27 protein-coding genes are annotated in these 24,065 nt (G+C 62.5%); 11 read left to right on the top strand and 16 right to left on the bottom strand.

The annotated features are described in order from the left end of the window. Positions 1 to 141: 141 nt before the first annotated feature. From KUV72_RS07895 to serA, 3 genes are all read right to left on the bottom strand, one after another. Positions 142 to 1,497: an 8-oxoguanine deaminase gene (locus tag KUV72_RS07895; RefSeq protein ID WP_222237952.1), complete on the bottom strand. Its 1,356-nt coding sequence runs from the start codon at positions 1,495 to 1,497 to the stop codon at positions 142 to 144. Positions 1,498 to 1,819: 322 nt separating this feature from the next. Continuing rightward, positions 1,820 to 2,722 (bottom strand): DMT family transporter, encoded by a 903-nt coding sequence (locus tag KUV72_RS07900; RefSeq protein ID WP_222237953.1) that lies wholly within the window; start codon positions 2,720 to 2,722, stop codon positions 1,820 to 1,822. 149 nt (positions 2,723 to 2,871) lie between these two features. Then, positions 2,872 to 4,122, bottom strand: a complete 1,251-nt coding sequence (gene serA, locus KUV72_RS07905) for a phosphoglycerate dehydrogenase (protein ID WP_222237954.1) — start codon at positions 4,120 to 4,122, stop codon at positions 2,872 to 2,874. 337 nt (positions 4,123 to 4,459) lie between these two features. Here serA and KUV72_RS07910 point away from each other — a divergent pair, with 337 nt between their 5' ends. From KUV72_RS07910 to dxs, 3 genes are read left to right on the top strand one after another with little or no spacing between them, the layout of a single operon-like run. Then, the gene (locus KUV72_RS07910) at positions 4,460 to 4,738 is read left to right on the top strand and encodes an exodeoxyribonuclease VII small subunit (RefSeq protein ID WP_206942185.1); all 279 of its coding nucleotides are present in this window, start codon (positions 4,460 to 4,462) and stop codon (positions 4,736 to 4,738) included. A gap of 4 nt (positions 4,739 to 4,742) precedes the next feature. Further along, positions 4,743 to 5,612 (top strand): (2E,6E)-farnesyl diphosphate synthase, encoded by an 870-nt coding sequence (ispA, locus tag KUV72_RS07915; RefSeq protein ID WP_222238055.1) that lies wholly within the window; start codon positions 4,743 to 4,745, stop codon positions 5,610 to 5,612. Positions 5,613 to 5,628: 16 nt separating this feature from the next. Next, positions 5,629 to 7,530 (top strand): 1-deoxy-D-xylulose-5-phosphate synthase, encoded by a 1,902-nt coding sequence (dxs, locus tag KUV72_RS07920; protein WP_222237955.1) that lies wholly within the window; start codon positions 5,629 to 5,631, stop codon positions 7,528 to 7,530. Between the two features lie 41 nt (positions 7,531 to 7,571). Here dxs and KUV72_RS07925 read toward each other — a convergent pair whose 3' ends face one another. Beyond that, complete coding sequence (locus tag KUV72_RS07925; protein WP_222237956.1) at positions 7,572 to 7,742, bottom strand: hypothetical protein; 171 nt, start codon at positions 7,740 to 7,742, stop codon at positions 7,572 to 7,574. Between the two features lie 249 nt (positions 7,743 to 7,991). Here KUV72_RS07925 and djlA point away from each other — a divergent pair, with 249 nt between their 5' ends. Further along, positions 7,992 to 8,771, top strand: coding sequence for a co-chaperone DjlA (gene djlA, locus KUV72_RS07930; RefSeq protein WP_222237957.1), 780 nt, complete (start codon positions 7,992 to 7,994; stop codon positions 8,769 to 8,771). 80 nt (positions 8,772 to 8,851) lie between these two features. Here the strand turns inward: djlA and KUV72_RS07935 are convergent, their stop codons facing one another. Next, positions 8,852 to 9,772, bottom strand: coding sequence for a LysR family transcriptional regulator (locus tag KUV72_RS07935; protein ID WP_222237958.1), 921 nt, complete (start codon positions 9,770 to 9,772; stop codon positions 8,852 to 8,854). Positions 9,773 to 9,988: 216 nt separating this feature from the next. Here KUV72_RS07935 and KUV72_RS07940 point away from each other — a divergent pair, with 216 nt between their 5' ends. Next, on the top strand, positions 9,989 to 11,005 hold the full coding sequence (locus KUV72_RS07940; protein WP_222237959.1) for an aldo/keto reductase: 1,017 nt from the start codon (positions 9,989 to 9,991) through the stop codon (positions 11,003 to 11,005). Positions 11,006 to 11,168: 163 nt separating this feature from the next. Further along, the gene (locus KUV72_RS07945) at positions 11,169 to 12,728 is read left to right on the top strand and encodes a Na+/H+ antiporter NhaC family protein (protein ID WP_206942202.1); all 1,560 of its coding nucleotides are present in this window, start codon (positions 11,169 to 11,171) and stop codon (positions 12,726 to 12,728) included. A gap of 207 nt (positions 12,729 to 12,935) precedes the next feature. On the opposite strand, the gene KUV72_RS07950 is transcribed toward KUV72_RS07945, so the two are convergent. From KUV72_RS07950 to ribA, 6 genes are all read right to left on the bottom strand, one after another. After that, the gene (locus KUV72_RS07950) at positions 12,936 to 13,229 is read right to left on the bottom strand and encodes a hypothetical protein (protein ID WP_222162205.1); all 294 of its coding nucleotides are present in this window, start codon (positions 13,227 to 13,229) and stop codon (positions 12,936 to 12,938) included. Positions 13,230 to 13,350: 121 nt separating this feature from the next. After that, complete coding sequence (locus tag KUV72_RS07955) at positions 13,351 to 13,644, bottom strand: hypothetical protein (RefSeq protein ID WP_222237960.1); 294 nt, start codon at positions 13,642 to 13,644, stop codon at positions 13,351 to 13,353. A gap of 271 nt (positions 13,645 to 13,915) precedes the next feature. After that, positions 13,916 to 14,209 (bottom strand): hypothetical protein, encoded by a 294-nt coding sequence (locus KUV72_RS07960; protein ID WP_222237961.1) that lies wholly within the window; start codon positions 14,207 to 14,209, stop codon positions 13,916 to 13,918. A gap of 376 nt (positions 14,210 to 14,585) precedes the next feature. After that, positions 14,586 to 14,786, bottom strand: coding sequence for a hypothetical protein (locus tag KUV72_RS07965; protein WP_222162203.1), 201 nt, complete (start codon positions 14,784 to 14,786; stop codon positions 14,586 to 14,588). Positions 14,787 to 14,974: 188 nt separating this feature from the next. Further along, on the bottom strand, positions 14,975 to 15,253 hold the full coding sequence (locus KUV72_RS07970; protein ID WP_222162202.1) for a hypothetical protein: 279 nt from the start codon (positions 15,251 to 15,253) through the stop codon (positions 14,975 to 14,977). An 85-nt stretch (positions 15,254 to 15,338) separates the two neighbouring features. Continuing rightward, on the bottom strand, positions 15,339 to 15,974 hold the full coding sequence (gene ribA / locus KUV72_RS07975; RefSeq protein ID WP_206942213.1) for a GTP cyclohydrolase II: 636 nt from the start codon (positions 15,972 to 15,974) through the stop codon (positions 15,339 to 15,341). Positions 15,975 to 16,152: 178 nt separating this feature from the next. Between ribA and hemE the strand changes: the two genes are divergently transcribed. After that, positions 16,153 to 17,229, top strand: a complete 1,077-nt coding sequence (gene hemE, locus KUV72_RS07980; protein ID WP_206942215.1) for a uroporphyrinogen decarboxylase — start codon at positions 16,153 to 16,155, stop codon at positions 17,227 to 17,229. A gap of 52 nt (positions 17,230 to 17,281) precedes the next feature. Next, positions 17,282 to 17,614, top strand: coding sequence for a VanZ family protein (locus tag KUV72_RS07985; RefSeq protein ID WP_261317393.1), 333 nt, complete (start codon positions 17,282 to 17,284; stop codon positions 17,612 to 17,614). Positions 17,615 to 17,633: 19 nt separating this feature from the next. Here the strand turns inward: KUV72_RS07985 and KUV72_RS07990 are convergent, their stop codons facing one another. Then, complete coding sequence (locus tag KUV72_RS07990; RefSeq protein WP_206942219.1) at positions 17,634 to 18,134, bottom strand: hypothetical protein; 501 nt, start codon at positions 18,132 to 18,134, stop codon at positions 17,634 to 17,636. Positions 18,135 to 18,403: 269 nt separating this feature from the next. On the opposite strand from KUV72_RS07990, the gene KUV72_RS07995 reads away from it, so the two are divergent. After that, entirely contained in the window at positions 18,404 to 18,832 is a 429-nt protein-coding gene (locus tag KUV72_RS07995; protein WP_206942221.1) for a host attachment protein, read from the top strand. A 53-nt stretch (positions 18,833 to 18,885) separates the two neighbouring features. Here KUV72_RS07995 and KUV72_RS08000 read toward each other — a convergent pair whose 3' ends face one another. Next, on the bottom strand, positions 18,886 to 19,812 hold the full coding sequence (locus KUV72_RS08000) for a LysR family transcriptional regulator (RefSeq protein ID WP_206942223.1): 927 nt from the start codon (positions 19,810 to 19,812) through the stop codon (positions 18,886 to 18,888). Between the two features lie 204 nt (positions 19,813 to 20,016). On the opposite strand from KUV72_RS08000, the gene KUV72_RS08005 reads away from it, so the two are divergent. Further along, positions 20,017 to 20,793: a ferredoxin--NADP reductase gene (locus tag KUV72_RS08005; RefSeq protein WP_045993904.1), complete on the top strand. Its 777-nt coding sequence runs from the start codon at positions 20,017 to 20,019 to the stop codon at positions 20,791 to 20,793. A 108-nt stretch (positions 20,794 to 20,901) separates the two neighbouring features. Here KUV72_RS08005 and KUV72_RS08010 read toward each other — a convergent pair whose 3' ends face one another. After that, positions 20,902 to 21,537 carry an SDR family oxidoreductase gene (locus KUV72_RS08010; protein WP_222237963.1) on the bottom strand — a complete coding sequence of 212 codons (636 nt, stop codon included), beginning with the start codon at positions 21,535 to 21,537 and terminating at the stop codon, positions 20,902 to 20,904. Positions 21,538 to 21,676: 139 nt separating this feature from the next. On the opposite strand from KUV72_RS08010, the gene KUV72_RS08015 reads away from it, so the two are divergent. After that, positions 21,677 to 21,892 carry a DUF3820 family protein gene (locus KUV72_RS08015; RefSeq protein ID WP_045993906.1) on the top strand — a complete coding sequence of 72 codons (216 nt, stop codon included), beginning with the start codon at positions 21,677 to 21,679 and terminating at the stop codon, positions 21,890 to 21,892. Positions 21,893 to 22,284: 392 nt separating this feature from the next. Here KUV72_RS08015 and glnK read toward each other — a convergent pair whose 3' ends face one another. Beyond that, positions 22,285 to 22,623 carry a P-II family nitrogen regulator gene (gene glnK / locus KUV72_RS08020; protein WP_206942236.1) on the bottom strand — a complete coding sequence of 113 codons (339 nt, stop codon included), beginning with the start codon at positions 22,621 to 22,623 and terminating at the stop codon, positions 22,285 to 22,287. Between the two features lie 190 nt (positions 22,624 to 22,813). Continuing rightward, a complete protein-coding gene (locus KUV72_RS08025) occupies positions 22,814 to 24,064 on the bottom strand; it encodes an ammonium transporter (RefSeq protein WP_222237964.1) in 1,251 nt (416 codons plus the stop codon). Position 24,065 lies beyond the last annotated feature (1 nt).

Below are 24,065 nucleotides of genomic sequence, written 5' to 3' on the forward strand. Positions count from 1 at the left end.
AGTCCGGTCCACCGCATCAGGTGTCAGTCCTGGTGGCTGACTGCCGTGATGCAGCGGTGATGAACAATGGCGTTGCAAGAACGATGCCACGCAGCAGGGTTCCGTGGCGTCGGTATCGCTCTTGCCGTGTTGCCCTGCTGGCTAGACCGCTTGGCGAAGCCGCGCCGCCGCCTCGCCATGACGGGCCAGCAGGGCGCCCAGGTCGACGTCGACGGGCAGCCCGTCGACGACTCGCCAGCGGCCGGCCACCATGACGCGATCGGCCCGATGTGCGCCGCACAGCAGTAGCGCCGCAAGCGGGTTTTCTGCGCCGGAGAAACGAGGCTCGTCCAGGCGAAACAGCGCCAGGTCCGCCTGTTGTCCAGCGTCAAGGCCGCCGATGTCGGTTCGGCCCAGGCAGCGGGCGGAGCCTTCTGTGGCCCAGCGAATCACGTCCTGGTGACGCACCTGACTGGGGGAATAACGTAGCCTGCCGATCAGCATGGCCTGGCGCATCTCTTCGGCCAGATTGGAATGGTCCGCCGAGGCCGAGCCATCCACGGCAAGCCCTACCGGGCTTCCGGCGGCCTCCAGCTCCAGCGTTCGGCACATGCCGGAGCCCAGGACCATGTTGGAAGAGGGGCAGTGAGCGATACCGGTACCCGCCTTGCCGAGTCGGCTGACCTCGTCGTCGTTGAAGTGAATGCCATGGGCCAGCCAGGTGCGATCGCTGAGCCAGCCGGTATCTTCCAGATAATCCAGCGGACGCATGCCGAACAGTTTCTGGCAGTAGTGGGTCTCGTCTTCGGTTTCGGCCAGGTGGGTATGCAGACGAACGTCCTTGGCCTCGGCCAGGCGGGCGCTGTCGATCATCAGTTCGCGGCTGACCGAAAACGGGGAGCAAGGTGCCAATGCCACGGTAATCATGGCGCCATCGCCGCGCTGGTGATAGGCGTCGATCAGGCGGGTGCTCTCATCGAGAATGGTGGCTTCGTCCTGGACGACGGATTGAGGTGGCAGGCCGCCCTGATCGCGACCCACACTCATGGAGCCTCGCGTCAGCGCTGCCCGCACCCCCAGCCGATTAGCTGTCTCGACCTGTACGTCGATGGCATGTTCCAGGGCCCCGGAAAACACATAGTGATGATCCGCCACGGTGGTGCAACCGCTCATCAACAGTTCCACCATGGCGAGTTCGCTGGCCAGCGCCAGTTGAGCCTCATCCAGGTGGGCCCAGACGTCGTACAGGGTAGTGAGCCAGGGAAACAGTTCCTTGTTGAGCGCAGGCGAGTAGGCCCGTGTCAGCGTCTGGTAGAAGTGGTGATGGGTATTGACCAGTCCGGGCAGCAGCACGTGCCGGGAGGCATCGAACACCTCGTCGACGGCTACGCTGGGCACCTGGCCCGCGCCGAGCTTCTCGACAATACGTGAGCCCTGCACCACGACGCCTGCTGTAGCGGCGGGGTCGCTGGTGGCCAGCGGCTGCCGGATCCATGTCGTGGGTGTGTGTGAATGCATGCATTCCTCCTTCGCGAAGCGAAGGGTTACCCAGGCAGGGTGAGGCGCTTTCGGCACGCGGTAGTGCACATGACACGAACCGCTGCCAGGAGCCGTCACCGCATGGCGTCTGGCCGAATACCTGGTTCAGGTGCCTTCAAGGATGGCTACCGATGGAGGTGTGCGCGGTCTGTGTCCGACTGCACCTCCATGGAACCGACGGTGGCCGTGTACGACAGCAGATGTGCGATATGAGTGCACAGTCCTGGTACGCAATCGCTGTCAGTTATTGTGTACAAAATGGCCGTGGCCTGATGAGTTGTCAAGCCGACGCTCATAAGGGTCAAGTGTCGCCGTGATGCCGAGCCGCCCGACGGCGGCTCAGGCGGTCACCGAACAGATAGGCGCCAAGCGCGACGAGAATCAGCGCGGCGCCGGCCAGCATGGAGGCTGAAGGGGTCTCCTGGTTGAACAGCATGCCAAGAGATAGCGCCAGAACCGGAGTGATCAGCGTGACCAATGCAACGCTGGCCGCGTGCAGCCGCGACAGAATGAGGTAGTAGCAGAGGAAACCGATCAAGGAGCCAAACAGGGCGAGATAGAGCACTGCCCACAGGCCGCGGTCACTCAGGGGGATGGTCAGGGGCTCGCCACTGGCTAGCCACAGCACCAGAAAGCACGGCATGGAGCCCGCCAGGGCGCCGACGGTCTGCTCGAGAGGGTGAAGTCCCGCAGAGATGCGCTGGACCGCTATTCCGCTGCCACTGAACAGCGTGACGGCGGACAGCATCATGATCAGGGCCACCAGCTGCTGGCCGCTGCCGAGGGCGAGGCTGTCGAGAAAGACCACCGCCAGGCCTGCCACTCCCAGGCCGCAGCCAATCCAGTGCCAGCGCTTCAGCCGCGTGCTGCCCGGCAGCGCTTGCAGGATGATGCCAGAGATCAGAGGGGCCATGCCGAACATCACTGAGAGCATGCCCGATGGCAAGAATTGGGAGGCATAGTAGCTCAGCGCCATGGCGCCAAACACACCCGGAATGGCGGCGGCGTAGCTGACCAGCGCGCGGCGGTCTGTGCGCAGTGTTCTGCGCAACACCAGCAGCAGCACGATGCCGGCGACCAGCGCCAGTCCCATGCGCAGCATGACGCTGCCGATGGGGGCGCCGGCTTCTGCGCTCCATTTGATGGCGAGGGGCGTCGAGGCCCACACCAGTACCACGATCAGGTAGGCCAGTCCGGTCGGCATCAGGCATCCTTGTGAAGCGCTCAGCGGGGAGAGATCAGGATAGGTCTTGTTGGCATTAAATGTCGTCTGTCGCTCATCCTGAGACGACAGCAAGACGCCGCCCTCCCGAAGGAGCGCGGCGTCGTCGAGCTGGAACAGCGTCCGGCGGCCTAGTCGGCGTAGTTGGTCTCGGAATAGAGAACCCGGGTACGCAGGGTGTGATTGACCTCGCGCAGCGCCTCCAGGGCCTGGGGTCCATAGGCCTTGTCCACATCAATGACCACGTAGCCGACCTTTTCATTGGTCTGCAGGTACTGGCCGGAAATGTTGATGTCATTTTCGGACAGCACGCGGTTGATCTCGGACATCACGCCAGGCACGTTCTCGTGGATGTGCAGCAGGCGGTGCTTGTCCGGATGGGCCGGCAGGGCCACCTCGGGGAAGTTGACCGAGGTGATGCTGGTGCCATTGTCGGAGAAGGTCACCAGCTTCTCAGACACTTCGACGCCGATGTTTTCCTGGGCTTCCAGGGTGGAGCCGCCGATGTGCGGGGTAAGAATGACGTTCTCCAGACCCCGCAGCGGGCTTTCGAAGATGTCGTCGTTACCCTTCGGCTCGACCGGGAAGACATCGATGGCGGCGCCATTGAGGCGGCCTTCCTTGATGGCCTCGGCCAGCGCCTCGATCACCACCACGCTGCCGCGGGCGGCATTGATCAGGATGGCGCCAGGCTTCATCAGGCTGATCTGCTCTTCGCCGATCAGCCAGCGCGTGGACGGCAGGTCCGGCACGTGCAGGCTGACCACATCGGAGCGGGCCAGCAGCTCCTCCATACTGGCGACCTGGCGAGAATTGCCCATCGCCAGCTTGGTGATGACGTCGTAGTAGATGACGTCAAAGCCAAGCGCTTCTGCCAGTACCGACAGCTGCGACCCGATGCTGCCATAGCCGACGATGCCCAGGGTCTTGCCACGAGCCTCGTGGCTGTTCTTGGCACTTTTCAGCCAGCCGCCCTGGTGGGCGCGCGCATTCTTTTCGGGGATACCGCGCAGCAGCATGATCGCTTCGGCCAGCACCAGTTCCGCCACCGAGCGAGTATTGGAGTAGGGCGCATTGAATACCGGGATGCCGCGCACCAGTGCCGCACCCAGGTCGACCTGGTTGGTGCCGATGCAGAAACAGCCAACCGCGACCAGCTTTTCGGCTGCCGCGAACACCCGCTCATTGAGCTGAGTGCGGGAGCGGATACCGATGAAGTGCACGTCCCGGATCTTCTCGATCAGCGTGGCCTCGTCCAGCGAGGTCGGCAGATGCTCGATGTTGGTGTATCCGGCATTGAGAAAATTGTCCACTGCACTCTGGTGGACGCCCTCGAGCAGCAGGATCTTGATCTTGCTTTTGTCCAGGGACGTTTTGGCCATGGTCGAATCAACCTCTTGGAAGTGGCGGCAGCCAGCGGCTGGTTGGCGGAGAAGGCGCTAAATCAGGGTCGATAGCCTACCACATGCAGCCTTTGCCACGTTGAAAATCCTTGCACCGCAGCATGAGTCTTGTGCATGTACGCTGGCCACCGCGGTGACGTCTTCGACCAAGGCGCAAGGAACGCGGGGCAGACGACCCCAGGGGCAGAGCGTGTATACTGTCGCCCTTTAGGGTGACCGGGTGCCTGGCGATGGCGTCACGGTGTCCCGCACGGTCGGCGATGGCCGTGACCAAGCCATTTCGGGTCAGTCCCTGGCCCACTGTCTGGAGGGGCGCATGGCAACGCAGGACCGCCAGCCATCACAGCAAGATGCCGAGCCTCAGGACTTTGCCGCGGCCATGGGGCAACTGGAGCACCTGGTGGAACGGCTGGAGTCGGGGGAGCTGTCGCTCGAGGAGTCGTTGAAGGCGTTCGAGCAGGGCGTGGCCTTGACCCGCCACGCCCAGCAACGCTTGGACGATGCGGAGCTCAAGGTTCGCAGTCTGACGGAGAACGCCGAGGGGGGGATGCAGCTGTCGCCCTTTGATATCGGGGAGGACGCGGGTGAACGCTGATACCATGCTGGCCCGTCTGGCCGCCGACAGGGCGCGAGTCGATCGCTGCCTGGAGACGCTGTTCGTGGGTCGCCAGACTGTCGAGCCGAGACTCGAAGCGGCGATGCGCCATGGTCTGCTTGTCGGCGGCAAACGGCTTCGCCCGATTCTGGTCTATGCCGCCGGTCGGGCGCTGGGCGCCAACGACGACGATCTCGACATTCCTGCTGCGGCCATTGAGCTGGTGCATGCCTACTCGCTGGTGCACGACGATCTGCCGGCCATGGACGATGACGACCTACGCCGCGGTCAGCCCACGGTGCACAAGGCGTTCGATGAGGCTTCTGCGATTCTTGCCGGCGATGCCCTGCAGACACTGGCCTTCGAGTTGCTCGCCACCTCAACGTCTCCTCGCCTGGGGGCATTGGTGGCCACCCTGGCGCAAGCGTCCGGGCGTGATGGCATGGTGGCCGGGCAGGCGCTGGACCTGGCGGCAGTAGGAGAACGCCCGGACCTGTCCAGCCTTGAAACCATGCATCGCCACAAGACCGGCGCGCTGATTCGCGCCGCCGTCAGGCTTGGCGGTTTGATCGCGGTGCCCGCAGACGACGCGCGCCTGGCCGCCCTGGATGTCTATGCCGCCGCTATCGGCCTGGCCTTTCAGGTACATGACGATGTGCTTGATGTCACGGGTGACACCGATACGCTGGGCAAGACGTCGGGTGCCGATGCGGCCCGTGACAAGCCGACCTATCCCGCCCTGCTCGGGCTTGAGGGAGCTCGGGCCAAGGCGACGGCACTGATCGATGAGGCGCTCGAGGCCATCGCCCCCTTGGGCGAGTCGGCGGCGCCTCTGGCAGGGCTCGCCCGCTACATGATCGAACGCGATCACTGACGACCACAGGGCTACCATGAAGCTGTTCGACACGATTCCCACCGAGCGGCCGGCAACGCCGCTGCTCGATACTCTGGATACCCCGGCTGCGCTGCGTGCGATGACCGCAGACCAGCTCAAGCGCGTAGCGGATGAACTGCGCGCCTACCTGCTCTACAGCGTTGGTGTTTCCGGCGGCCACTTTGGTGCCGGCCTTGGCGTGGTCGAACTGACCGTCGCCCTGCATCATGCCTTTCGTACGCCCCATGACCGCCTGGTGTGGGATGTGGGTCATCAGGCTTATCCGCACAAGATCCTGACCGGTCGTCGCGAAGCGATGACCGGCATACGCCGCTACGGTGGCCTGGCGGCCTTCCCACGGCGAGCCGAATCGGAGTACGACACCTTTGGCGTCGGCCATTCCAGTACCTCGATATCGGCGGCTCTGGGCATGGCGCTGGCGGCACGTACCCAGGGCCAGGATCGTCGCGTCTGCGCGGTGATCGGTGACGGCGCCCTGACCGCCGGCATGGCCTTCGAGGCGTTGGCTCATGCCGGCCATGTGGATGCCAATCTGCTGGTGGTGCTGAACGACAATGAAATGTCGATTTCCGAGAATGTCGGCGGTGTGGCCAGCTACCTGGCCCGCATTCTGGTCAGCAAGCCGTACCTGAGCATGCGCGAGAACGGCAAGAAGGTGCTGTCTCATCTGCCGGGTGCTCTGGAGCTTGCACGCCGTACGGAAGAACATGTGAAGGGCATGGTCAGCCCGGCCACGCTGTTTGAGGAGATGGGGTTCAATTATGTCGGGCCGATCGATGGACACGACCTTGATGCCTTGAGTGCCGCCCTGACCAGCATGCGTGAGCTCGAGGGGCCGCAGTTTCTGCACGTCAAGACGCGCAAGGGCCGTGGCTTCCTGCCGGCGGAGTCCGATCCTATTGGCTATCACGCCATTACCAAGCTCGAGACGCCCGATGCGGCCAAGGCTCGGGAAGCTGAGGTGGCAACGCCACCCGCGCCGCCAAAGAAGAAGTACTGCAGTGTCTTTGGCGATTGGATCTGCGACATGGCCGCGGCAGACGAGCGCCTGATCGGCATCACGCCGGCCATGCGCGAAGGCTCTGACCTCATCCGTTTCTCGAAGGAGTATGCGGATCGTTACTACGATGTGGCCATTGCCGAGCAGCACTCGGTGACCCTGGCCGCCGGCATGGCCTGCGAAGGCATGAAGCCCGTGGTCGCGATCTATTCCACCTTCCTCCAGCGTGGCTACGACCAATTGATTCACGATGTGGCCGTGCAGGATCTGGACGTGACCTTTGCCATCGACCGCGCAGGCCTGGTCGGGGAGGATGGTCCCACCCACCACGGTGCCCTGGATCTATCCTACCTGCGCTGTGTGCCCGGCATGGTGGTGCTGGCCCCGGCTGACGAGGCAGAATGCCGCGCCATGCTCAGTGCGGCCTATCACCACCCGGGTCCAGCGGCGGTGCGCTATCCGCGCGGTACGGGGCCAGGCGTGGCGATTCCCGATCACCTTGAGCCGCTGCCGATCGGGGTGGCCGAACCGCGTCGCCAAGGCCAAGGCGTAGTATTGATGGCCTTTGGCAGCTTGAATGGTCCTGCTGCCGAAGTGGCGGAGCGGCTCGATGCCAGCCACATCAATATGCGCAGTGTGAAACCGCTGGACCGGGACGCCGTGCTCGAGGCGGCCCGCGCTCACGAGCTGGTAGTGACCCTGGAGGAGAACGTCGTGGCGGGCGGTGCCGGAAGCGGCATTAATGAGCTGTTGCTGGCCGAAGGGATCTCTGTGTCGGTGCTCAACCTGGGCCTGCCGGATGTCTTTGCCGAGCACGGCAAGCCGGCTGAACTGCTGCGAGACTGCGGTCTGGACGCTGAGGGAATTGAAGCGGCGATCCGGCAGCGCCTCGGCTGAGTCAGCCTACCGTCCCTTCAGAGCACGACGCTATCGGCCCCCTACATGGGGGCCGATCGCATATGGGTCGGTAGCACAGAGACCGGCAACACCGAGACCGATGGCGTCAGTGCGCAGTGGGTCGGCGCCACGGCGTGGGACGCCACGCTGACGCTGGCGCAAGCCGAAACAATAGCGCCAACAATGGCGAGTCGAGTGAAGGAAAGTCGCATAAGACGTCCTGGGCAGTGCATTCGTCGTTTACCTGGCGGCCAGTATCGGTGACGCCCATGACCATTCGATGAAAAGGTGGGCGGCGCACGCTTTCGCCCGCGTCCGGGTGGCGGTGGTATCCTGCCTCGCGTACCCCCATGGTGGTGGGTGGGCGTGATGGCGAGTCGATGACCGTTCAAGCACCTGCCAGCGCCACCTGAGCAGACAGCACGCCGTGGACTGAAACACGGCTCCGACAGAGAGGAATTATGCTGACCATCATTGTTATCGGGGCGGTAATTGGGCTGCTGACCGGAGGCCCGCTGGGCATGTTGATCGGTGGCGGCATCGGCTGGTGGTTGGGCGGACGTCTGCGCGGCGGCGTGATGCTCGGCAAGGGTCTGGCCGAGATGCAGCGCCAGTTCATGGACTCCACCTTCGCCGTCATGGGCGCCGTGTGCCAGGCAGACGGTCAGGTCAGCGGGGAAGAGCGTCAGGTGCTCGAGCAACTGCTGGTGCGCCTGCGCTTGCCCGAAAGCACCAAGGCCAGTGCTCGTGCCGCATTCGAACGCGGACGGGCCAGTGACTTCGATCTGGATGCCGAGATCGCCAGAGTGGCACGCCTGACCCGTGGTCGCGGTGCGCTGCGACAGATCTTTTTGCAGGTGCAGTTGTCGGCCATTGCAGCAGACGGCGTGCTGCACCCAGCCGAGCACAACATGCTGATGCGGGTGGCCCGCGGCCTTGGCTGCAGTGAGGCGGAAATAGCCCAGATCGAGGCCATGCTGCGCGGTGGAGCCTCCCATGGGGCAGGCGCCACTCAGGAAAGCCAGAGCCCGCTGGAGGACGCGTACAAGGTGCTGGGTATCAGCCCGGAGGCCAGCGATGCCGAAATCAAGCGCGCCTATCGCAAGCTGATGAGCGAAAACCATCCTGACAAGCTGGCCAGCCGGGGACTGCCGGATAGCATGCGCGAGGTCGCCGAGGCCCGCACCGTCGAGATCGGCAATGCCTATCAGCGCATCCGGCAGACCCGGGGCCAGGCCTGACCGTACTTGGACGACGCGGCTGAGCCGTGCTGCTTACGCCTCAGTCGCTCTGCTTACGCTTCAGTTGCTCTGCTTACGCTTCAGTTGCTCTGTAGGGCCGCCACAAGGCGCTGTGCCAGTCGGCAGGACGTGTCGTCATGTCGGTTCCAGGCGAGGGCGAGGCGAGTGCGCAGGTCGCTCCAGCGAGGCGACAATGGTCGCGAGGTCACGCCCTGCCGGTGAGTCACCAGAAAGCTCTGGGGCGCCAGGGCGATGCCCTCATCTGCCGCGACCAGCGCCAGCAATTGGTGATGGTCGTCGGGCTCACGCAGTCGCTGGGGCTGGTAGCCGTGAATGCGAAAGAGGCGCTCGCAGTGGTCGAAGTAGTCCGGATTGTCCCTGCGGGAAAACCAGAACAGGGGGCGGTCGCTCAGCCTGCAAAGATCCACGTCCCGGTCCTCTTCAAGCCGCTCGGCAAGGGCGTCGGACATCAACACCCATAGCGGGTCGTCGGCGACGATGTGGCACTTCAACGGCTCAGGGAGGGTGATGGGCAGACCGACAAGGGCCAACGATAGCGGCCTCGCGTCATCCTTCAGCAAGCGTGACAGCAGCCTGCTGGACGGTTGGCGCTCGATGTCCACGCTCTGGTCCAGCTGCGCCTCGAGCCATGCGCGGGAGGGCAGCAGGCCATCATCCACTGCGGGCGTCATGCCGATGGCAATGGGGCAGGGCTGGTCGGTAGGTGCGCTGGCTTCGTGCCAGGCGGCTTCTATTTCCTCAAAGCAGGGGCGCAGCCGGCGAGCAAGGCGCTCTCCTGCCGGGGTCAGGCGCACCTGACGAGTGGTGCGGGTGAACAGCGTGACGCCCAGCTCATGTTCCAGCGCCTGGATGTGGCGCGTCAGCGGAGGCTGAGTGATATGCAGCCTATCCGCGGCCTGGCGAAAGTGCCCAGTATCGGCAACGGCGAGAAAGCTGATGAGCCGGTCGCAACGCTTGAACCATTGTCTGCTGGGCGGCATGGGGCGCTCGTCATGATAGTGAAGAGAAGCAAGGACGCCACTGCCCCCCGGCGGTCGACTCATCGTGGATGACCGGGAGGTGTCTCGTGGACGCCAGGGATTGATACGCTGCAAGTATCAATCTATCAGCAATTCTCCCGCGGGCCCACGGCCAGGATCATGCAGCAGGTCAGACAACGCGTCTGACGTGATCCGCCTTACGTTAAGGAGCCTGCGATGACCTCTCCCTCACATTCCCCACGTTCACTGGGTGACCACCTGCACGTTCTGCCCTTGGGGCTAGGGTGCATGGGCATGTCCGAATTCTATGGTGCCAGTGATGACCGTGATGCCACCCGGCTGATTCACGAGGCCCTGGAGCGAGGCGTGAGCCTGTTCGACAGTGCCGACACCTACGGCCAGGGCCATAACGAGCAACTTTTGGGCAAGGCACTGCACGGTAGGCGAGACAGCGCTGTGATTGCCACCAAGTTTGGCATCGTGCGCAGGCCTGGCGACTACGCCCGGTCGATCAACACGCGCCCAGAGTATGTTCGCGCTGCCTGTGAGGCTTCTCTCGCACGCCTTGGGATTGACACGATTGACCTCTACTACGCCCACCGTCTCGATCCCGAGGTGCCGATCGAAGAGACCGTCGGCGCCATGTCCGAGCTAGTCACCCAGGGCAAGGTTCGTGCGCTAGGGCTGTGTGAGGTGTCACCTGCCACCCTGGAGCGAGCTGTGGCGGTGCATCCCATTGCTGCAGTCCAGAGTGAGTACTCACTCTGGAGTCGCGGAGTGGAGGACAGCGTGCTCCCTACGTGCCAGCGGTTGGGGGTGTCACTGGTGGCGTACTCACCGCTGGGTCGCGGTTTCCTCAGCGGCCAGATTCGACGTCGTGCTGACATCAGCGAGACCGATTTTCGTCGCCACGCACCGCGTTTCTCGGCGCCGAACCTGGCCCGTAACATCGCCCTGCTGGATCGCCTGGAAGGGTTGGCACAGCAGCGAGGTGCCACCCCCGCCCAGGTGGCACTCGCCTGGCTACTGGCTCAGGACGACGCCATCATCCCCATTCCTGGCACCCGCAAGCTGAACCGCCTGGACGAGAATCTAGGAGCGCTGTCGCTGTCCTTGAGTGACGCCGATCTGGCGAGTCTCAACGACTGGTTTCACCGGGAGGCCGTGGCAGGGGAGCGCTACACTGAGGAGGGCATGAAAGGGGTCGAGGTGGAGACTCGTCAGCCTGGTTGAACGGCGTGTCGACTTGCACCTAAAGAGGATGGGTTGCGGGGATGGGACAGCGCGGTTGCCGTTTGTGCCGTTAGCGCCTAGGATGCCCCGCTGCCCGCGCGACGCCACCTCCCATGGTGTTGCCCCCTCGGGCCAAGACCGACAAGAACCCAGGAGACTCCCGATGTCCTTCGGACTCTTATCCCTGCTGCCGCCGCTGCTGGCGATTCTGCTGGCGCTGGCGACACGCAATGTCATACCCGCACTGTTCTGCGGTGTCTGGCTCGGGGCCACCATGCTGGCTGGTTACAATCCCGCAGCCGGCCTCTATAACAGCTTTTCTGACTTCATCGTGCCGAGTATCGGTGACGAGTGGAATGCCACCGTACTGATCTATTGTGGCCTGTTCGGCGTGCTGATCAGTGTCCTGCAGCGTACCGGCGGGGCCCATGCCATTGCCCGCGCCATTTCCCGCAAGGTGGCCAGTGCGCGAGGCGCACAAGGCAGCACCCTGGGGCTTGGCATGCTGATCTTCTTTGAAGACTACTTCAATGCGTTGACAGTGGGCAGCGTGATGCGTCCCATCACCGATCGCATGCAGGTCTCCCGCGAAAAGCTGGCGTATATCGTCGATTCGACCTCGGCGCCGATGTGCCTGCTGGGCCCCGTATCCACCTGGGTGGTGTTTGTCATGGGCCTGATTGGCACCCAGCTTGGCGAGATGGAGTTGAGTGGCTCGGAATACCTGATCTATCTGTCGTCGATTCCGCTGAACTTCTACGCTTGGCTGGCGCTGGGCATGATCTTCTTCATTGTCATCACCCAATGGGACTTTGGCCCCATGGCGCGGGCGGAACGGCGTGCCCGTGAGACCGGAAAACTGATGGAGGACACCGCCAAGCCGCCCTCTGATACCGATGCGATGGAGCTCAAGGCGCCACAGGATACTGCCCGCAAGCGCAACATGCTGGTGCCTATCGGTGTTCTGCTGGCCATGATTCCACCGCTGTTTCTGTGGACCGGTGACTTCCCGAACAACGACCTGGTGACAGCGGTCGGCAGCGCCGACGGCGGTCAGTCGATTCTGATCGCGACCCTGGTGGCGGTGATGGTCGGCTTGACCATGGGCATGAGCCAGCGCCTGTTCGACTTCCGCGAGGCGATGGATATTGTCGTGGAAGGCATCAAGAGCATGACGCTGGTGTACATCATTCTGGCGTTGGCCTGGTCCATCGGCAGCGTCACCTCGGAGCTGGGCACGGCTGACTATCTGGTGAGTCTGACCGAGGCCAGTATTCCGCCCAGCCTGGTGCCGGTGTTGCTGTTCTTGATTGGCGCCGTGGTGGCCTTCACCACCGGCACGTCCTACGGGACCTTTGCCATCATGATTCCGATTGCCATGCCGGTAGCCGCGGCCATGGATCTGCCGATGGCGTTGGCGATCGCGTCGGTGCTGAGTGGAGGCATCTTTGGTGACCACTGCTCGCCCATTTCCGATACCACCATTCTCTCGTCGGCGGGATCAAGCTGCGACCACATCGACCATGTGCGGACCCAGCTGCCCTACGCCATGACCGCCGGCATCGCCGGGCTAGTGGCGTTCTTTGTGGCAGGAATCAGTGGCACGGTGTGGATGGGCGCTGTCAGTGGCATTGCCGTGATGCTGTCCTTGGCGCTGCTGTTGAAGCTTTTGTGGCAGCCCCGCAGTGACGGGGTGAGGGATGAAGTGACGTACCGCGAGTAACGTGCTGGTTCAGGTCTACGCTGGCAGCGTGGCGCTGAAGACATATCGAACATCGCTGCTGGCGCCCTGCAGGCAGGCGATGGCCGAGAGCAGTACAGCAAAAGGCCCCGTCTGCCTGGCAACATCCAGGTGGGCGGGGCCTTTGCGCTTAGCGGAGCAGGAGGGTCAGGTATCGAGCGGTTAGCTTCGCTCGGCAACATCTCCTGATCAGCCAGTGGTGGCTTGGCGAGCCAGGTCCAGATCGTCTTCGCTCATGGCGAAGTCAGTATGGCGTGCCTGGTTGCGCAGCAGTTCCAGCCGGGCATTGGCCATGGCGTTGCTGGCGTCGTCAGCGATATGCGCATTGCCAACACGGTGTGCTGTTTCAAGTGCGCCAGCATCAATCGTGGACAGCGGCTCGGCGTTAACGGCCAGGGCACGCTCGCTGGCCCGGTCTGCCTGGGCGGTCAGCGGCAGGGCAGCGGCGATCAGCAGGGCGGTAGCGGCAATCTTGGCGTTCATGATGTCTCTCCTGGGGAAGCTCTCGACAGATCGTCTGTCGGTCAGTTCGATGCCGTGGGCACCGAGGCTGTGATATTTCTTGGTTCGAATAAAACGGTCGTTTTAATTTCGGCCGAAAACATTACCCGGTAGTGGCCTGACGAGCCAGGTCCAGGTCGTGCTCGCTCATGGCGAAATCGGTGCGCTTGGCTTGCTCGCGCAGCAGCTCAAGACGGGCGTGGGCCATGGCGTCACTGCCGTTGTCGGCGATATGGGTGTTGCCCACCTGATTGGCGACGTTCACGGCGTCAGCAGTGAGCTGGGACAGCGGCTCAGCGTTAAGCGCCTGGGCACGCTCACTGGCATTATCGGCCTGGGCGGTCAGCGGCAGGGCGGCGGCGATCAGTAGGGCGGTAGCGGCAATCTTGGCGTTCATGGTCTCTCTCCTGTGGAAGCTCTCCAGGGAGCTTCTATCGGTCAAACTGTGTCAGTGATGTCGTGAGTGGTGTTGCTGCCTTGACGCATCCCATGTCTATGGTCAGCGAGTCGCGGCTTTCGTTTGTTGTTCACGCCGAAACGATCGGCGCAACCATGGATCAAGAGGCCATCTCACCGGTGATCGTGTGTCGTCACCATCAATGTCGTCGACTCGATGGCACGGTGATCTGGCCTTAATTAAACGGTCGTTTTAATTTCCGCCGAAAACGTTAACCGGTAGTGGCCTGACGAGCCAGATCTAGGTCATGCTCGCTCATGGCGAAGTCGGTGCGCTTGTCTTGCTCACGCAGTAGCTCGAGGCGGGCATTGGCCATGGCATTGCTGCCGTTGTCGGCAATATGGGTGTTGCCGACCTGGTGTGCTGCATCGACAGCGGCGCCTGATACCTGTGCCAGCGGCTCGGCGTTGATGTGTTGCGCGCGGTCAGTGGCAGGATCAGCGTTTGCCGTCAGTGGCAGGGCAGCAGCGATCAGCAGGGCTGTGGCGATAATCTTGGCTTTCATGATGTCTCTCCTTGCGGGCCGCTTGGCCCCCTTCTCATTGGTCGACCTGTTTAAAATAAAACGGTCGTTTTAATTTCTCCGGCATTTTTTGGCCCATCTGGGCCTACCGTGTCTTGGCTGTCACGAGTGCTTAGCCATCCACCGCCTTGGTCAGGCGTAACGTCGAACCTGTTGGTCGCTGATGGGGGTGGCTATTGCTTGGCGACATAATATTAACAGACTAACTAACTGTCAAATACCTTTTCAACCTTGGTCTAACTCCGCTTCGTTCCATGGCGCGACTTTCAGGACTCGCTTCTCCGGGCTCGTTTTTGCTGACCCGCTCTTGCGGACCCGTTCTTACGGACCCGTTCTTACGGAAAAGAGATCAGGGCTCTCAGCTATAGCGTTGCACCTGGCTAGGCTGCTGTGCCTCGATCATTGCCGGCATACGGGTGCGTAGCTGATGCTGTGTGCTATCTCCGTCCACTGTGTCCAGCTGCGCCAGCGCGTACTTGGGTGGCGCTGCGATGGCCGTAGCGGGCAGGACGACGGCGAGAGCAGCGGTGACGGTAACGAGTCGTAGAGCGCGTTTCATGATGTCTCTCCTTGCCGTTACAGCGGAGCCTGAAGGTAGCTCACAGTGTGAGCGCTTGCTGGCCCCGCCGAACGCTGAAGTGAGTATGCTGGGCAGCGGTGCTGTGTGCCAGCCAAGGTCTTCAATGATGCTGATTGACGGTTTCTATTAAAACGGTCGTATGTCTTCAGGGTGTTGAAAATAAAGCCTTACTTTGTAGCGGCTCGGCTTAAATCAAGGTTCAGCATGAAGTTGGTCATATCGACATGACGGGACTGCAGGCGCAGGCGAGCCTTGCTCAAGGCCTCAGTGCTGTCACTGGCGATATGCGCATTGATGATGTCGTCTCCTGGCTTGGCCATCGCGTCGCGCATGGACAGGGGTTCGCTGTTGAGCGCCCTGGCGAGATCGGTGGCGCGAGCATCAGCCTGGGCGGTCAGGGGAAGAGCGGCGATGGCAGCAAGGGGCAGCAGGAACTTGAATTTCATGGTGACACCTCATCAGTAGGAATCCATGGAACGCCATGTTGACGTTTGATCCTCTGTCGGGGCCGCCTTCAGGTTCCTTACAACCTCAGGACTTTCTTTCGATGTCCACGTCGTCTGCTTGAGTGAAATCACCAAGGGCCATCATGTGTCCAAGCTTGCCAGCCTTGGTCGACAGGTAGTGCTCATTGTGGGGATTCAGCCCGGTGGTCAGGGCTACGCGCTCCACCACCTGCACCCCGGCCTGGGTCAGGGCATCGACCTTTCTGGGATTGTTGGTCATCAGCTTGAGGCCTTGCACGCCAAGGTGATCGAGCATGGGGACGCACAGGTCATAGCGTCGCAGGTCGGCGGCGAATCCCAGCCGCTCGTTGGCCTCCACCGTGTCGGCGCCCTGATCCTGCAGATGGTAAGCGCGGATCTTGTTGAGCAGACCAATGCCGCGACCTTCCTGGCGCAGGTAGAGGATCACCCCGCGCCCCTCTTGAGCGATACGCTTGAGCGCCTCTTGCAGCTGATAGCCACAGTCGCAGCGCATCGAGAACAAGGCGTCTCCCGTCAGGCATTCAGAATGCACGCGACCAAGCACCGGGGCGCCATCGTCGATATCGCCTAATGTCAGGGCGATATGATCCTTGCCGGTGGCTTCGTCTTCGAAGCCATGCATGGTGAACGTCGCCCAGGGAGTGGGTAGGCGGGAGGCGGCGATGAAGCGGATCGTCACGAGGTACCTCGAAGTCAAGACAACGGTCGGGCCGTCAAGGGGGCGTTTAGTCTATCAGGAACTCGCGCTGGGCTCACGGGAAGCACTCGGGTAAGCCACGACACACGGTCGCAGGGGCCTCTCGTCAGCCAGTCATTGCGGTACAATGCGGGCAAATCTCCTGTTGGATGATGCCTGCATGGAACTGAAGAACGATCGATTTTTGCGCGCTCTGGCACGGCAGCCAGTGGACCGGACACCGGTATGGATGATGCGCCAGGCGGGGCGCTACCTGCCCGAGTACAAGCGGGTGCGTGGCGAGGCCGGGAGCTTCATGGACCTGTGCCGCGATACCGATCGTGCCTGTGAGGTGACGCTGCAGCCGTTGGAACGCTTTCCGTTGGATGCCGCCATCCTGTTTTCGGACATTCTGACGATCCCCGACGCCATGGGCCTTGGGCTGTACTTCGAGACTGGAGAAGGTCCGAAGTTCCGCAAGCCGGTGAGAACCGCCGCTGACGTGGCTGCGCTGCAGGCGCCGGATGCCGAGCGAGATCTCGACTATGTGATGCGCGCGGTCTCCACCATTCGGCGTGAGCTCAATGGTCGGGTGCCGCTGATCGGGTTCTCCGGGAGTCCCTGGACGCTGGCGACCTACATGGTCGAGGGAGCCTCCAGCAAGGACTTCCGTCACGTCAAAAGCATGCTCTACGCCACCCCCGACGTCATGCATCAATTGCTGGATACGCTGGCGGATGCCGTGACGGACTACCTCAATGCGCAGATTCGTGCCGGTGCACAGGCGGTACAGATCTTCGATACCTGGGGAGGGACGCTGTCGACGCCGGCCTATCGCGAGTTCTCGCTCAAGTACATGGAGCAGATCGTGGCGGGACTGGAGCGGGAGCATGACGGTCGCCGGGTGCCGGTGATCCTGTTTACCAAGAATGGCGGGCAGTGGCTCGAGGACCTGGCGGACACCGGGGCGGATGCGCTGGGATTGGATTGGACCACAGAGCTTTCCAATGCGCGCGGCAGGGTCGGCCGGAAGGTGGCCTTGCAGGGCAACATGGACCCGAACGTGTTGTTTGGCACTCCCCAGGCGATTCGTGCCGAAGTCGGCCGTATTCTCGATAGCTACGGCGAAGGGCCTGGTCACATCTTCAACCTGGGCCACGGGATCAACCAGTTTACCGACCCGAGCAACGTGACTGCCTTCATGGACGCGCTGCATGAATTGAGCCCGGCCTACCATGCCAACATCGCGACAGGCTGACGCTAGTGGCGCCACCCGCCAGCGCCCGCGTCATTCAGGCGGGTGGTGGGGGATGGCGTTGTTGCTAGCGGCGGTCATCGCCTGGGGCAGTTTGATGCCGGCCAGCGAGTTGCCCGAAGACCTGCCATGGGACAAGGCCAACCACCTGCTGGCGTATGCCGGATTGGCGGCGTTGGTGGCGCTGGCCTGTGACAGGGCGTGGCTATCGGTGGGGCTGGCCGTCGGCTACGGGGTGCTGATCGAGCTTGCGCAGATCCCGGTGCCTGGCCGCCTGGGGGGAGACCTTTGGGATATGCTGGCCAACACGCTAGGTGCGCTGCTGGGCGTACTGCTCGTCTGTCAGTGCCGACGGCTATGGCGGCGACGGTTATGGCGAGGACGCTGACAGCCGCTTTGGCGGCGCGCTAGAGGCTTGGCTCCTGGCGTCGTCCGGCGGGCTCTTCCTGCTGGGCACGATGGAAATCCAGCCCCGGCTCGCGTTGCTTGCGTTGGGCGAGGGGCTCGGCCTCGCGGGTCACCCGCGCGCTGCCGACGACGGCGTCGTCGTCCTCGATGGAGCGTGCCTGCGATGTCCAGGCCTTGTCGCCATCGTGTACCGCCGGACGCCGGTCATAGGAGCGCGTCACTACGGCGCCTGGCGCAAAGCCGGGGCGCTGGGCACTCAGGTGGTGGGGCAGTAACCACAGCTCCGCCAGCAGACGCAAAGCCAGCATCGTCAGCAGGGTGACCCCCGCGCCCACGGCCAGAGGTGGCCAGCTGTCACTCCAGCTCGACATGGTGACCCATGGAGAGCGTGGTATCAGCCACCACAGGCCGGCAGCAAGAACACCGAGTTGGGCCAGAAGGTGGCAACAAAGCAGGGTGCGCCGGGCCAGGGGGGCGCGGGGTAGCAGGAACTGGCGCATGGTCTGGGTCCTCCAGCAGGTAGCCCGTTTTGGACTATCCACAGATATGAATCTTTGCTCGGCGGTGGAGAGTGTGTGCTCACTTGGCTCGCCGGTGGGCCAAGTCGCTGCATCCTACCCCAAATAGTGTCCTTGTGGTCAGTGTCCGAGATGGGCGACGCAGGTGTCGCCGAAAACCATCAGTTGACGCATCTGAGGTCCGTTGCCATGGTGATTCTGTACCGGTCATTGTGCCGGAGTGACAGAGCTCAGGGAGGCGAGGACTGATCATGACGACCTATATCGTGGTAGCCGATGCGTCACGGGCGCGGATTTTCACCCGTGAAGGGCGCCGGTTTGAAGAGCTGGAGAGTCTTGTGCATGCCGAAGGCCGGCTGCATGAGGGGGATCTAGTGACCGACAAGGGCGGCGATGTTCATGAGTCCAGTGCAACGTCATCTCGCCAAGCGGGTAGCGAGGACGTCGCAACGCATCACCACGAAGTACTGTTCGCACGAGAAGTGGCCGATCGGTTGTACAAGGCCCGAGTGGATAACAGCATGGAGAAGCTGATCATGGTGGCGCCCCCCCGCTTCCTTGGTCATCTGCGCGATAAGCTCGATGCTCCGACTGCCAAGTTGGTCATACACACGCTGTCCAAGGACCTGACCAAGGCAGACAGTGCGCGTATCAGCGATGCGGTGGATGATCTGCGCTGAAATAGGCCCCACGTCGAGCCGTGCCTGTTGCACCGCCGCGACGTGGGGCGCCGTCACGGTATCTGGGGCAGATCGATCTGGTCGCTGCGCTGGATGCCCTCTGTCATGTGGCGGCACTGTCTAAGGAATTCCCGCATGCCGGCCGTGAGGTACTTGTGCCGGTGCCAGATAAAGGTGAACTGACGACTGAGATCCAGCTCCGGTGTGGGCAACGGGGTCAGGCTGCCACGCCGAAAGGCGTCGCGTAGCGCCAGTCGTGAGACGCAACCGATCCCCAGGCCCGACTCCACCGCACGTTTGATCCCCTCGGTATGCTCCAGCTCCAGCAGGATGGTAAAGCGTCCACGACGATGACGTGCCGCCTGCTCCAGGGTCAGGCGCGTTCCTGACCCTTCCTCTCGCATGATCCAGGGCTCTCTCAGCAGACGGTCCAGTTCCACTGGCCCCGTGTTGGCGAGGGGGTGGCGGGGCGAGCAGAACACCACCAGATCATCCTCGACCCAGGGCTGGGTGATAACGTCATCTTCTTCACATTGCCCTTCGATCAGGCCGAGGTCGAGCTGGTGGTGGCGCACCGCATCAATGATGGATCGGGTATTACGTACCTGCAGGCGGACGCGACTGCCGGGATGTCGCTGCATGAAGTCGCTGATCAGCAGGGTCGCCAGATAGTTGCCGATGGTCAGGGTGGCGCCCACATCCAGAGTACCGATGCCCTGCTGTCCCCGTAGCAGTTCTTCCACTTCTTCGGCGCGGTCGAGCAAGGCCACCGCCTTGGGCAGCAGTTGGAAGCCCAGGGCATTGAGCTTTAACCGTTTGCCGATGCGATCCAGCAATTGGCAGTCGAATTGTCGCTCAAGCTCTGCCAAGGCGGTACTTGCCGCGGACTGGGACAGGGACAGGGCGCGGGCTGCCTGAGACACGCTTTCGTGCTGGGCGACGGCCACGAAGACCTCCAGCTGGCGAAGGGTGTAGCGCATGGTTGAGGCTCCTTGAGGGGGGATCAGGCACCCGCCGCGGATAGCAAAATTTCCCGATGAGGACTGCCTATATCAAACAAATAGATAAGACATATCCATACAATTCATTTAACAGATAATATGGCCGGTCTTAGAATTATCCGCAAGATTAAATATCAAGGCTTATTCTTTAAACGTATAAGCCCACGCTTTTAAGGAGTTGGCATGAGCAAGTTTGCCCTGGAAGAGGTGCTGAGCGTTCACCATTGGAACGATTCCCTGTTCACCTTCCGCACCACTCGTGAGCGCAGCCTGCGCTTCAAGAACGGCCAGTTCGTGATGATCGGGCTCGAGGTCAATGGCAAGCCACTGATGCGTGCCTACTCCGTGGCAAGTCCCAATTATGAAGACCACCTTGAGTTCTTCAGCATCAAGGTGCCGGATGGTCCGCTGACGTCACGTCTGCAGCACCTGCAGGTGGGCGACCAGATCATGGTCAGCCGCAAGCCTACCGGTACCCTGGTATGCGACGATCTGCTGCCTGGGCGTAACCTTTACATGCTCTCCACCGGCACCGGCCTGGCGCCGTTCTTGAGCCTGATTCAGGACCCCGAGGTGTACGAGCGCTTCGAGAAGGTGGTGCTGGTGCACGGTGTGCGTCACGTGAATGAGCTGGCTTACGCCGACTTCATCACCAAGGAGCTGCCGGCTCACGAGTACCTGGGCGAGGAGATCAGCGAGAAGCTGGTCTACTACCCCACCGTGACCCGTGAAGACTTCCACACCATGGGCCGCCTGACCGATCACATCCGCACTGGCAAGCTGACCGACGACAAGGGCCTGCCGCCCATCGATCCCAAGCAGGACCGGGCCATGATCTGCGGCAGCCCGGCCATGCTGGATGACACCAGCGCATTGCTCGACGAGCTCGGCTTCAATATTTCCCCGCGCATGGGCGAGCCCGGCGACTACGTCATCGAGCGTGCCTTCGTGGAGAAGTAAGGCACCTCGACAGGACGCCGTAAACGACGACGCCGATGGCCACTTGCCATCGGCGTCGTCGTTGGAGCTGGCGGATTGAATTGCCTGGACTGGCCGGTGTGGCAGTGGTCACTCGCCGAGCGCCTCGGCGATCTCGCGTTCGCCGTCCAGCAGCACCGTCTCGTGGTTACGAATCTTTCTCTGCCCCAATAGATGGACCAGGGCGTGGGCCACGTTGGCTCGGGATATCTGGTTGTTGCCCCCGGTCTCGTCCAGTGACGTGGCCACCCGGCCGGTGGCGTCGTCGTCGGTGAGCCGGCCTGGCTTGACGATGACATGGTCCACCTTGCTGCTGCGCAGATAAGCATCGGCGGCGAACTTGGCGGCCATGTAGGGCCTGAGCTTCTCCGGCGCTTGCAGCGGCTGCTCGGCTCGCATGGCGCTGACCATCAGCATGCGGTCCAGCCCCAGGCGGCTGGCCTCGTCCGCCACCCGTGTAGCGGCGTAGAGGTCGATCAACAGTGTCTTGTCGGGCCCGGTGTTCGGACCGGAGCCGGCGGTGAACAGCACCTGATCGCAACCATCGAAGGCGGCGGCGAAGTCGTCCTCCAGGTCGGCGACGACCGTCTCGATCCCCTGTTGCTCGAACCAGTCGCGCTGCTCGGCGCGGCGGACCATGGCGCGAATCGGATGTCCCTGACGGTGAGCGATGGCGCAGAGCTGGCGGCCGATCTGGCCGTTGGCACCTATCACGAGTGTGGTCATGTCGTCCTCCTTGTCGATACCTGGGAATGACCATGGCGTCGATGGGGAAGACTTTCAATGGGGAGCGAATCGATGGCGACGCCGCCTGCAGGCCGTTACCCTGTGCGTCTTCCCCTTACCCACCCGCTCAGGAGCAGCGATGAATCCTCAGGACTTGGAACGCCTGGTTACCTTGCCGATGCCTTTCGGCAAGCATCAGGGCACCTTGATCGCCGATCTGCCCGGGCCCTACCTGGCGTGGTTTGCTCGGGTCGGGTTTCCCCCCGGAGAGATTGGACGTCTGCTGGCGTTGATGCACGAGATCGACCACAACGGCCTGAGCGACCTGCTGGAGCCGTTGCGACGCCGGGGGTAAGCGGCAGCGAGCGGTATCGGGAAGGAGCCCCCAGGAAGCCGTCGCAATGACGGCGTCCGTGCCGGTCTAGTCAGACCGCGTCCTTGTCGGTCTCGCCTGTACGAATGCGGATGACCTGCTCCAGGGGGAGTGGCGTAAAGAAAGCTGCCATCGCCCTTTGGCGACCACCCGCACCCTTCAAGGTTCGCTTAGACCGCGTCCTTGTCGGTCTCGCCCGTACGAATACGGATGATCTGCTCCAGGGGAGTGGCGTAAAGAAAGCTGCCATCGCCCTTTGGCGACCACCCGCCACCCTTCAAGGTTCGCTTAGACGGCGTCCTTGTCGGTCTCGCCCGTACGAATACGGATGACCGGCTCCAGGGGAGTGGCGTAAAGAAAGCTGCCATCGCCGGTCAGACCGCGTCCTTGTCGGTTTCTCCGGTGCGAATGCGGATGACCTGCTCGAGGGGGGTAACGAAGATCTTGCCATCGCCAATCTTGCCGGTGTTGGCGACCTGCACGATGGCTTCGATGACCTGTTCCGTCATGCTGTCATCCACCGCGACTTCGAGCTTCACCTTGGGCAGAAAATCCACCACATACTCCGCGCCTCGATACAGTTCGGTGTGGCCCTTCTGTCGTCCAAAGCCTTTGACCTCTGTCACAGTAATGCCCTGAACGCCGATCTCGGAGAGCGACTCGCGCACGTCGTCGAGCTTGAAAGGCTTGATAATCGCGGTCACCAGTTTCATGGCGGTTTCCTCATCCTGTCCGTGTAGGGGCGGCGTGCGGCATGTCCGTCGCTAACCCGTGGGCGGCGCGCCGTTGCGCCTGACCTGACTAGTGTGACAAAGCATACCCCTGGCAACCAGCAATAAAAAAGGCCCCCGAAGGGGCCAGGTGGAGCACGCCAGCTCACTGGAGTCGCGGGTAAGCTCAGGCTTACTTCTTGGCGACGTTAAACTCGGGGTAGGCTTCGAGGCCGCATTCGGCAAGGTCGACGCCTTCGTATTCTTCTTCTTCGCTGACACGGACACCCATGATCGCCTTGATGATCAGCCAGACGACCAGGCTGGCGGTGAAGACCCAGGCGAAGATGCCGGCAATACCGAGCAGCTGGGCACCGAAAGTGGCGTCGGCGTTGTTCAGCGGTACCGCCAGGACGCCCCAGATACCTGCAACACCGTGGGCAGAGATGGCACCGACCGGATCATCAAGACGCAGCTTGTCGAGCACCACGATAGCGACCACCACCAGGATGCCGCCTACTGCGCCGATCAGGGTGGCGCCCAGGGCGCTGGAGGACAGCGGGTCGGCAGTGATGGAGACCAGGCCGGCGATGGCACCGTTCAATGCCATGGTGAGGTCTGCCTTGCGGAACCAGATCTTGGCCAGGATCAGTGCTGCAATGACGCCACCCGCGGCAGCCGCATTGGTGTTGACCAGTACCTGGGCCATGTTGTTGGCAGAAGCGATGTCGGAAACCTTGAGCTCGGAGCCGCCGTTGAAGCCGAACCAGCCCAGCCAGAGGACGAAGGTACCCAGTGTGGCCAGCGGCATGTTGGCGCCAGGAATCGCGTAGATCGCGCCGTTCTTGCCGTACTTGCCCTTACGCGGGCCGAGGACCAGCACACCCGCCAGGGCGGCAGCGGCACCCGCCATGTGAACAATGCCGGAGCCTGCATAATCGGAGAAGCCTGCTTCAGACAACCAGCCGCCGCCCCAGGTCCAGTAGCCAGACACTGGATAGATGAAGGCCGTCATGACCACAGCGAAGGCCAGGAAGGCCCACAGCTTCATGCGCTCGGCAACGGCACCGGAGACGATGGACATGGCGGTGGCCACGAACACGACCTGGAAGAAGAAGTCAGCGCGAGCAGAGTAGTAGGGGGCATCTTCGCCACCGGCCAGCACGGCATCGACGCTGTTCTCAGTGCCGATCAGAAAGCCCAGATTGGGAATGATGCCGCCACCGTCGGACGAATACATCAGGTAGTAACCCACCAGCAGATACATGGTGCAGGCCACGGCGAACAGCACGATATTCTTGGTCAGAATTTCGGCGGTATTCTTGGCCCGGACCAGCCCGGCCTCGAGCATGGCGAAACCGGCTGCCATCCACATGACCAGGGCGCCGCAGATGAGGAAGTAGAAGGTGTCCAGCGCGTAGCTGAGTTCACTGATATCAACCATG

The sequence above is a fragment of the Halomonas sp. DP4Y7-1 genome, from assembly GCF_019800705.1.
Classification (GTDB): Bacteria; Pseudomonadota; Gammaproteobacteria; order Pseudomonadales; family Halomonadaceae; genus Halomonas; species Halomonas litopenaei_A.

Bases quoted from the DNA above. Each gene is read 5' to 3' on its own strand.
- KUV72_RS07895 (WP_222237952.1), bottom strand. From the start codon at position 1,497: ATGCATTCACACACACCCACGACATGGATCCGGCAGCCGCTGGCCACC.
- KUV72_RS07900 (WP_222237953.1), bottom strand. From the start codon at position 2,722: ATGCCGACCGGACTGGCCTACCTGATCGTGGTACTGGTGTGGGCCTCG.
- serA (WP_222237954.1), bottom strand. From the start codon at position 4,122: ATGGCCAAAACGTCCCTGGACAAAAGCAAGATCAAGATCCTGCTGCTC.
- KUV72_RS07910 (WP_206942185.1), top strand. From the start codon at position 4,460: ATGGCAACGCAGGACCGCCAGCCATCACAGCAAGATGCCGAGCCTCAG.
- ispA (WP_222238055.1), top strand. From the start codon at position 4,743: ATGCTGGCCCGTCTGGCCGCCGACAGGGCGCGAGTCGATCGCTGCCTG.
- dxs (WP_222237955.1), top strand. From the start codon at position 5,629: ATGAAGCTGTTCGACACGATTCCCACCGAGCGGCCGGCAACGCCGCTG.
- KUV72_RS07925 (WP_222237956.1), bottom strand. From the start codon at position 7,742: ATGCGACTTTCCTTCACTCGACTCGCCATTGTTGGCGCTATTGTTTCG.
- djlA (WP_222237957.1), top strand. From the start codon at position 7,992: ATGCTGACCATCATTGTTATCGGGGCGGTAATTGGGCTGCTGACCGGA.
- KUV72_RS07935 (WP_222237958.1), bottom strand. From the start codon at position 9,772: ATGCCGCCCAGCAGACAATGGTTCAAGCGTTGCGACCGGCTCATCAGC.
- KUV72_RS07940 (WP_222237959.1), top strand. From the start codon at position 9,989: ATGACCTCTCCCTCACATTCCCCACGTTCACTGGGTGACCACCTGCAC.
- KUV72_RS07945 (WP_206942202.1), top strand. From the start codon at position 11,169: ATGTCCTTCGGACTCTTATCCCTGCTGCCGCCGCTGCTGGCGATTCTG.
- KUV72_RS07950 (WP_222162205.1), bottom strand. From the start codon at position 13,229: ATGAACGCCAAGATTGCCGCTACCGCCCTGCTGATCGCCGCTGCCCTG.
- KUV72_RS07955 (WP_222237960.1), bottom strand. From the start codon at position 13,644: ATGAACGCCAAGATTGCCGCTACCGCCCTACTGATCGCCGCCGCCCTG.
- KUV72_RS07960 (WP_222237961.1), bottom strand. From the start codon at position 14,209: ATGAAAGCCAAGATTATCGCCACAGCCCTGCTGATCGCTGCTGCCCTG.
- KUV72_RS07965 (WP_222162203.1), bottom strand. From the start codon at position 14,786: ATGAAACGCGCTCTACGACTCGTTACCGTCACCGCTGCTCTCGCCGTC.
- KUV72_RS07970 (WP_222162202.1), bottom strand. From the start codon at position 15,253: ATGAAATTCAAGTTCCTGCTGCCCCTTGCTGCCATCGCCGCTCTTCCC.
- hemE (WP_206942215.1), top strand. From the start codon at position 16,153: ATGGAACTGAAGAACGATCGATTTTTGCGCGCTCTGGCACGGCAGCCA.
- KUV72_RS07985 (WP_261317393.1), top strand. From the start codon at position 17,282: ATGGCGTTGTTGCTAGCGGCGGTCATCGCCTGGGGCAGTTTGATGCCG.
- KUV72_RS07990 (WP_206942219.1), bottom strand. From the start codon at position 18,134: ATGCGCCAGTTCCTGCTACCCCGCGCCCCCCTGGCCCGGCGCACCCTG.
- KUV72_RS07995 (WP_206942221.1), top strand. From the start codon at position 18,404: ATGACGACCTATATCGTGGTAGCCGATGCGTCACGGGCGCGGATTTTC.
- KUV72_RS08000 (WP_206942223.1), bottom strand. From the start codon at position 19,812: ATGCGCTACACCCTTCGCCAGCTGGAGGTCTTCGTGGCCGTCGCCCAG.
- KUV72_RS08005 (WP_045993904.1), top strand. From the start codon at position 20,017: ATGAGCAAGTTTGCCCTGGAAGAGGTGCTGAGCGTTCACCATTGGAAC.
- KUV72_RS08010 (WP_222237963.1), bottom strand. From the start codon at position 21,537: ATGACCACACTCGTGATAGGTGCCAACGGCCAGATCGGCCGCCAGCTC.
- KUV72_RS08015 (WP_045993906.1), top strand. From the start codon at position 21,677: ATGAATCCTCAGGACTTGGAACGCCTGGTTACCTTGCCGATGCCTTTC.
- glnK (WP_206942236.1), bottom strand. From the start codon at position 22,623: ATGAAACTGGTGACCGCGATTATCAAGCCTTTCAAGCTCGACGACGTG.
- KUV72_RS08025 (WP_222237964.1), bottom strand. From the start codon at position 24,064: ATGGTTGATATCAGTGAACTCAGCTACGCGCTGGACACCTTCTACTTC.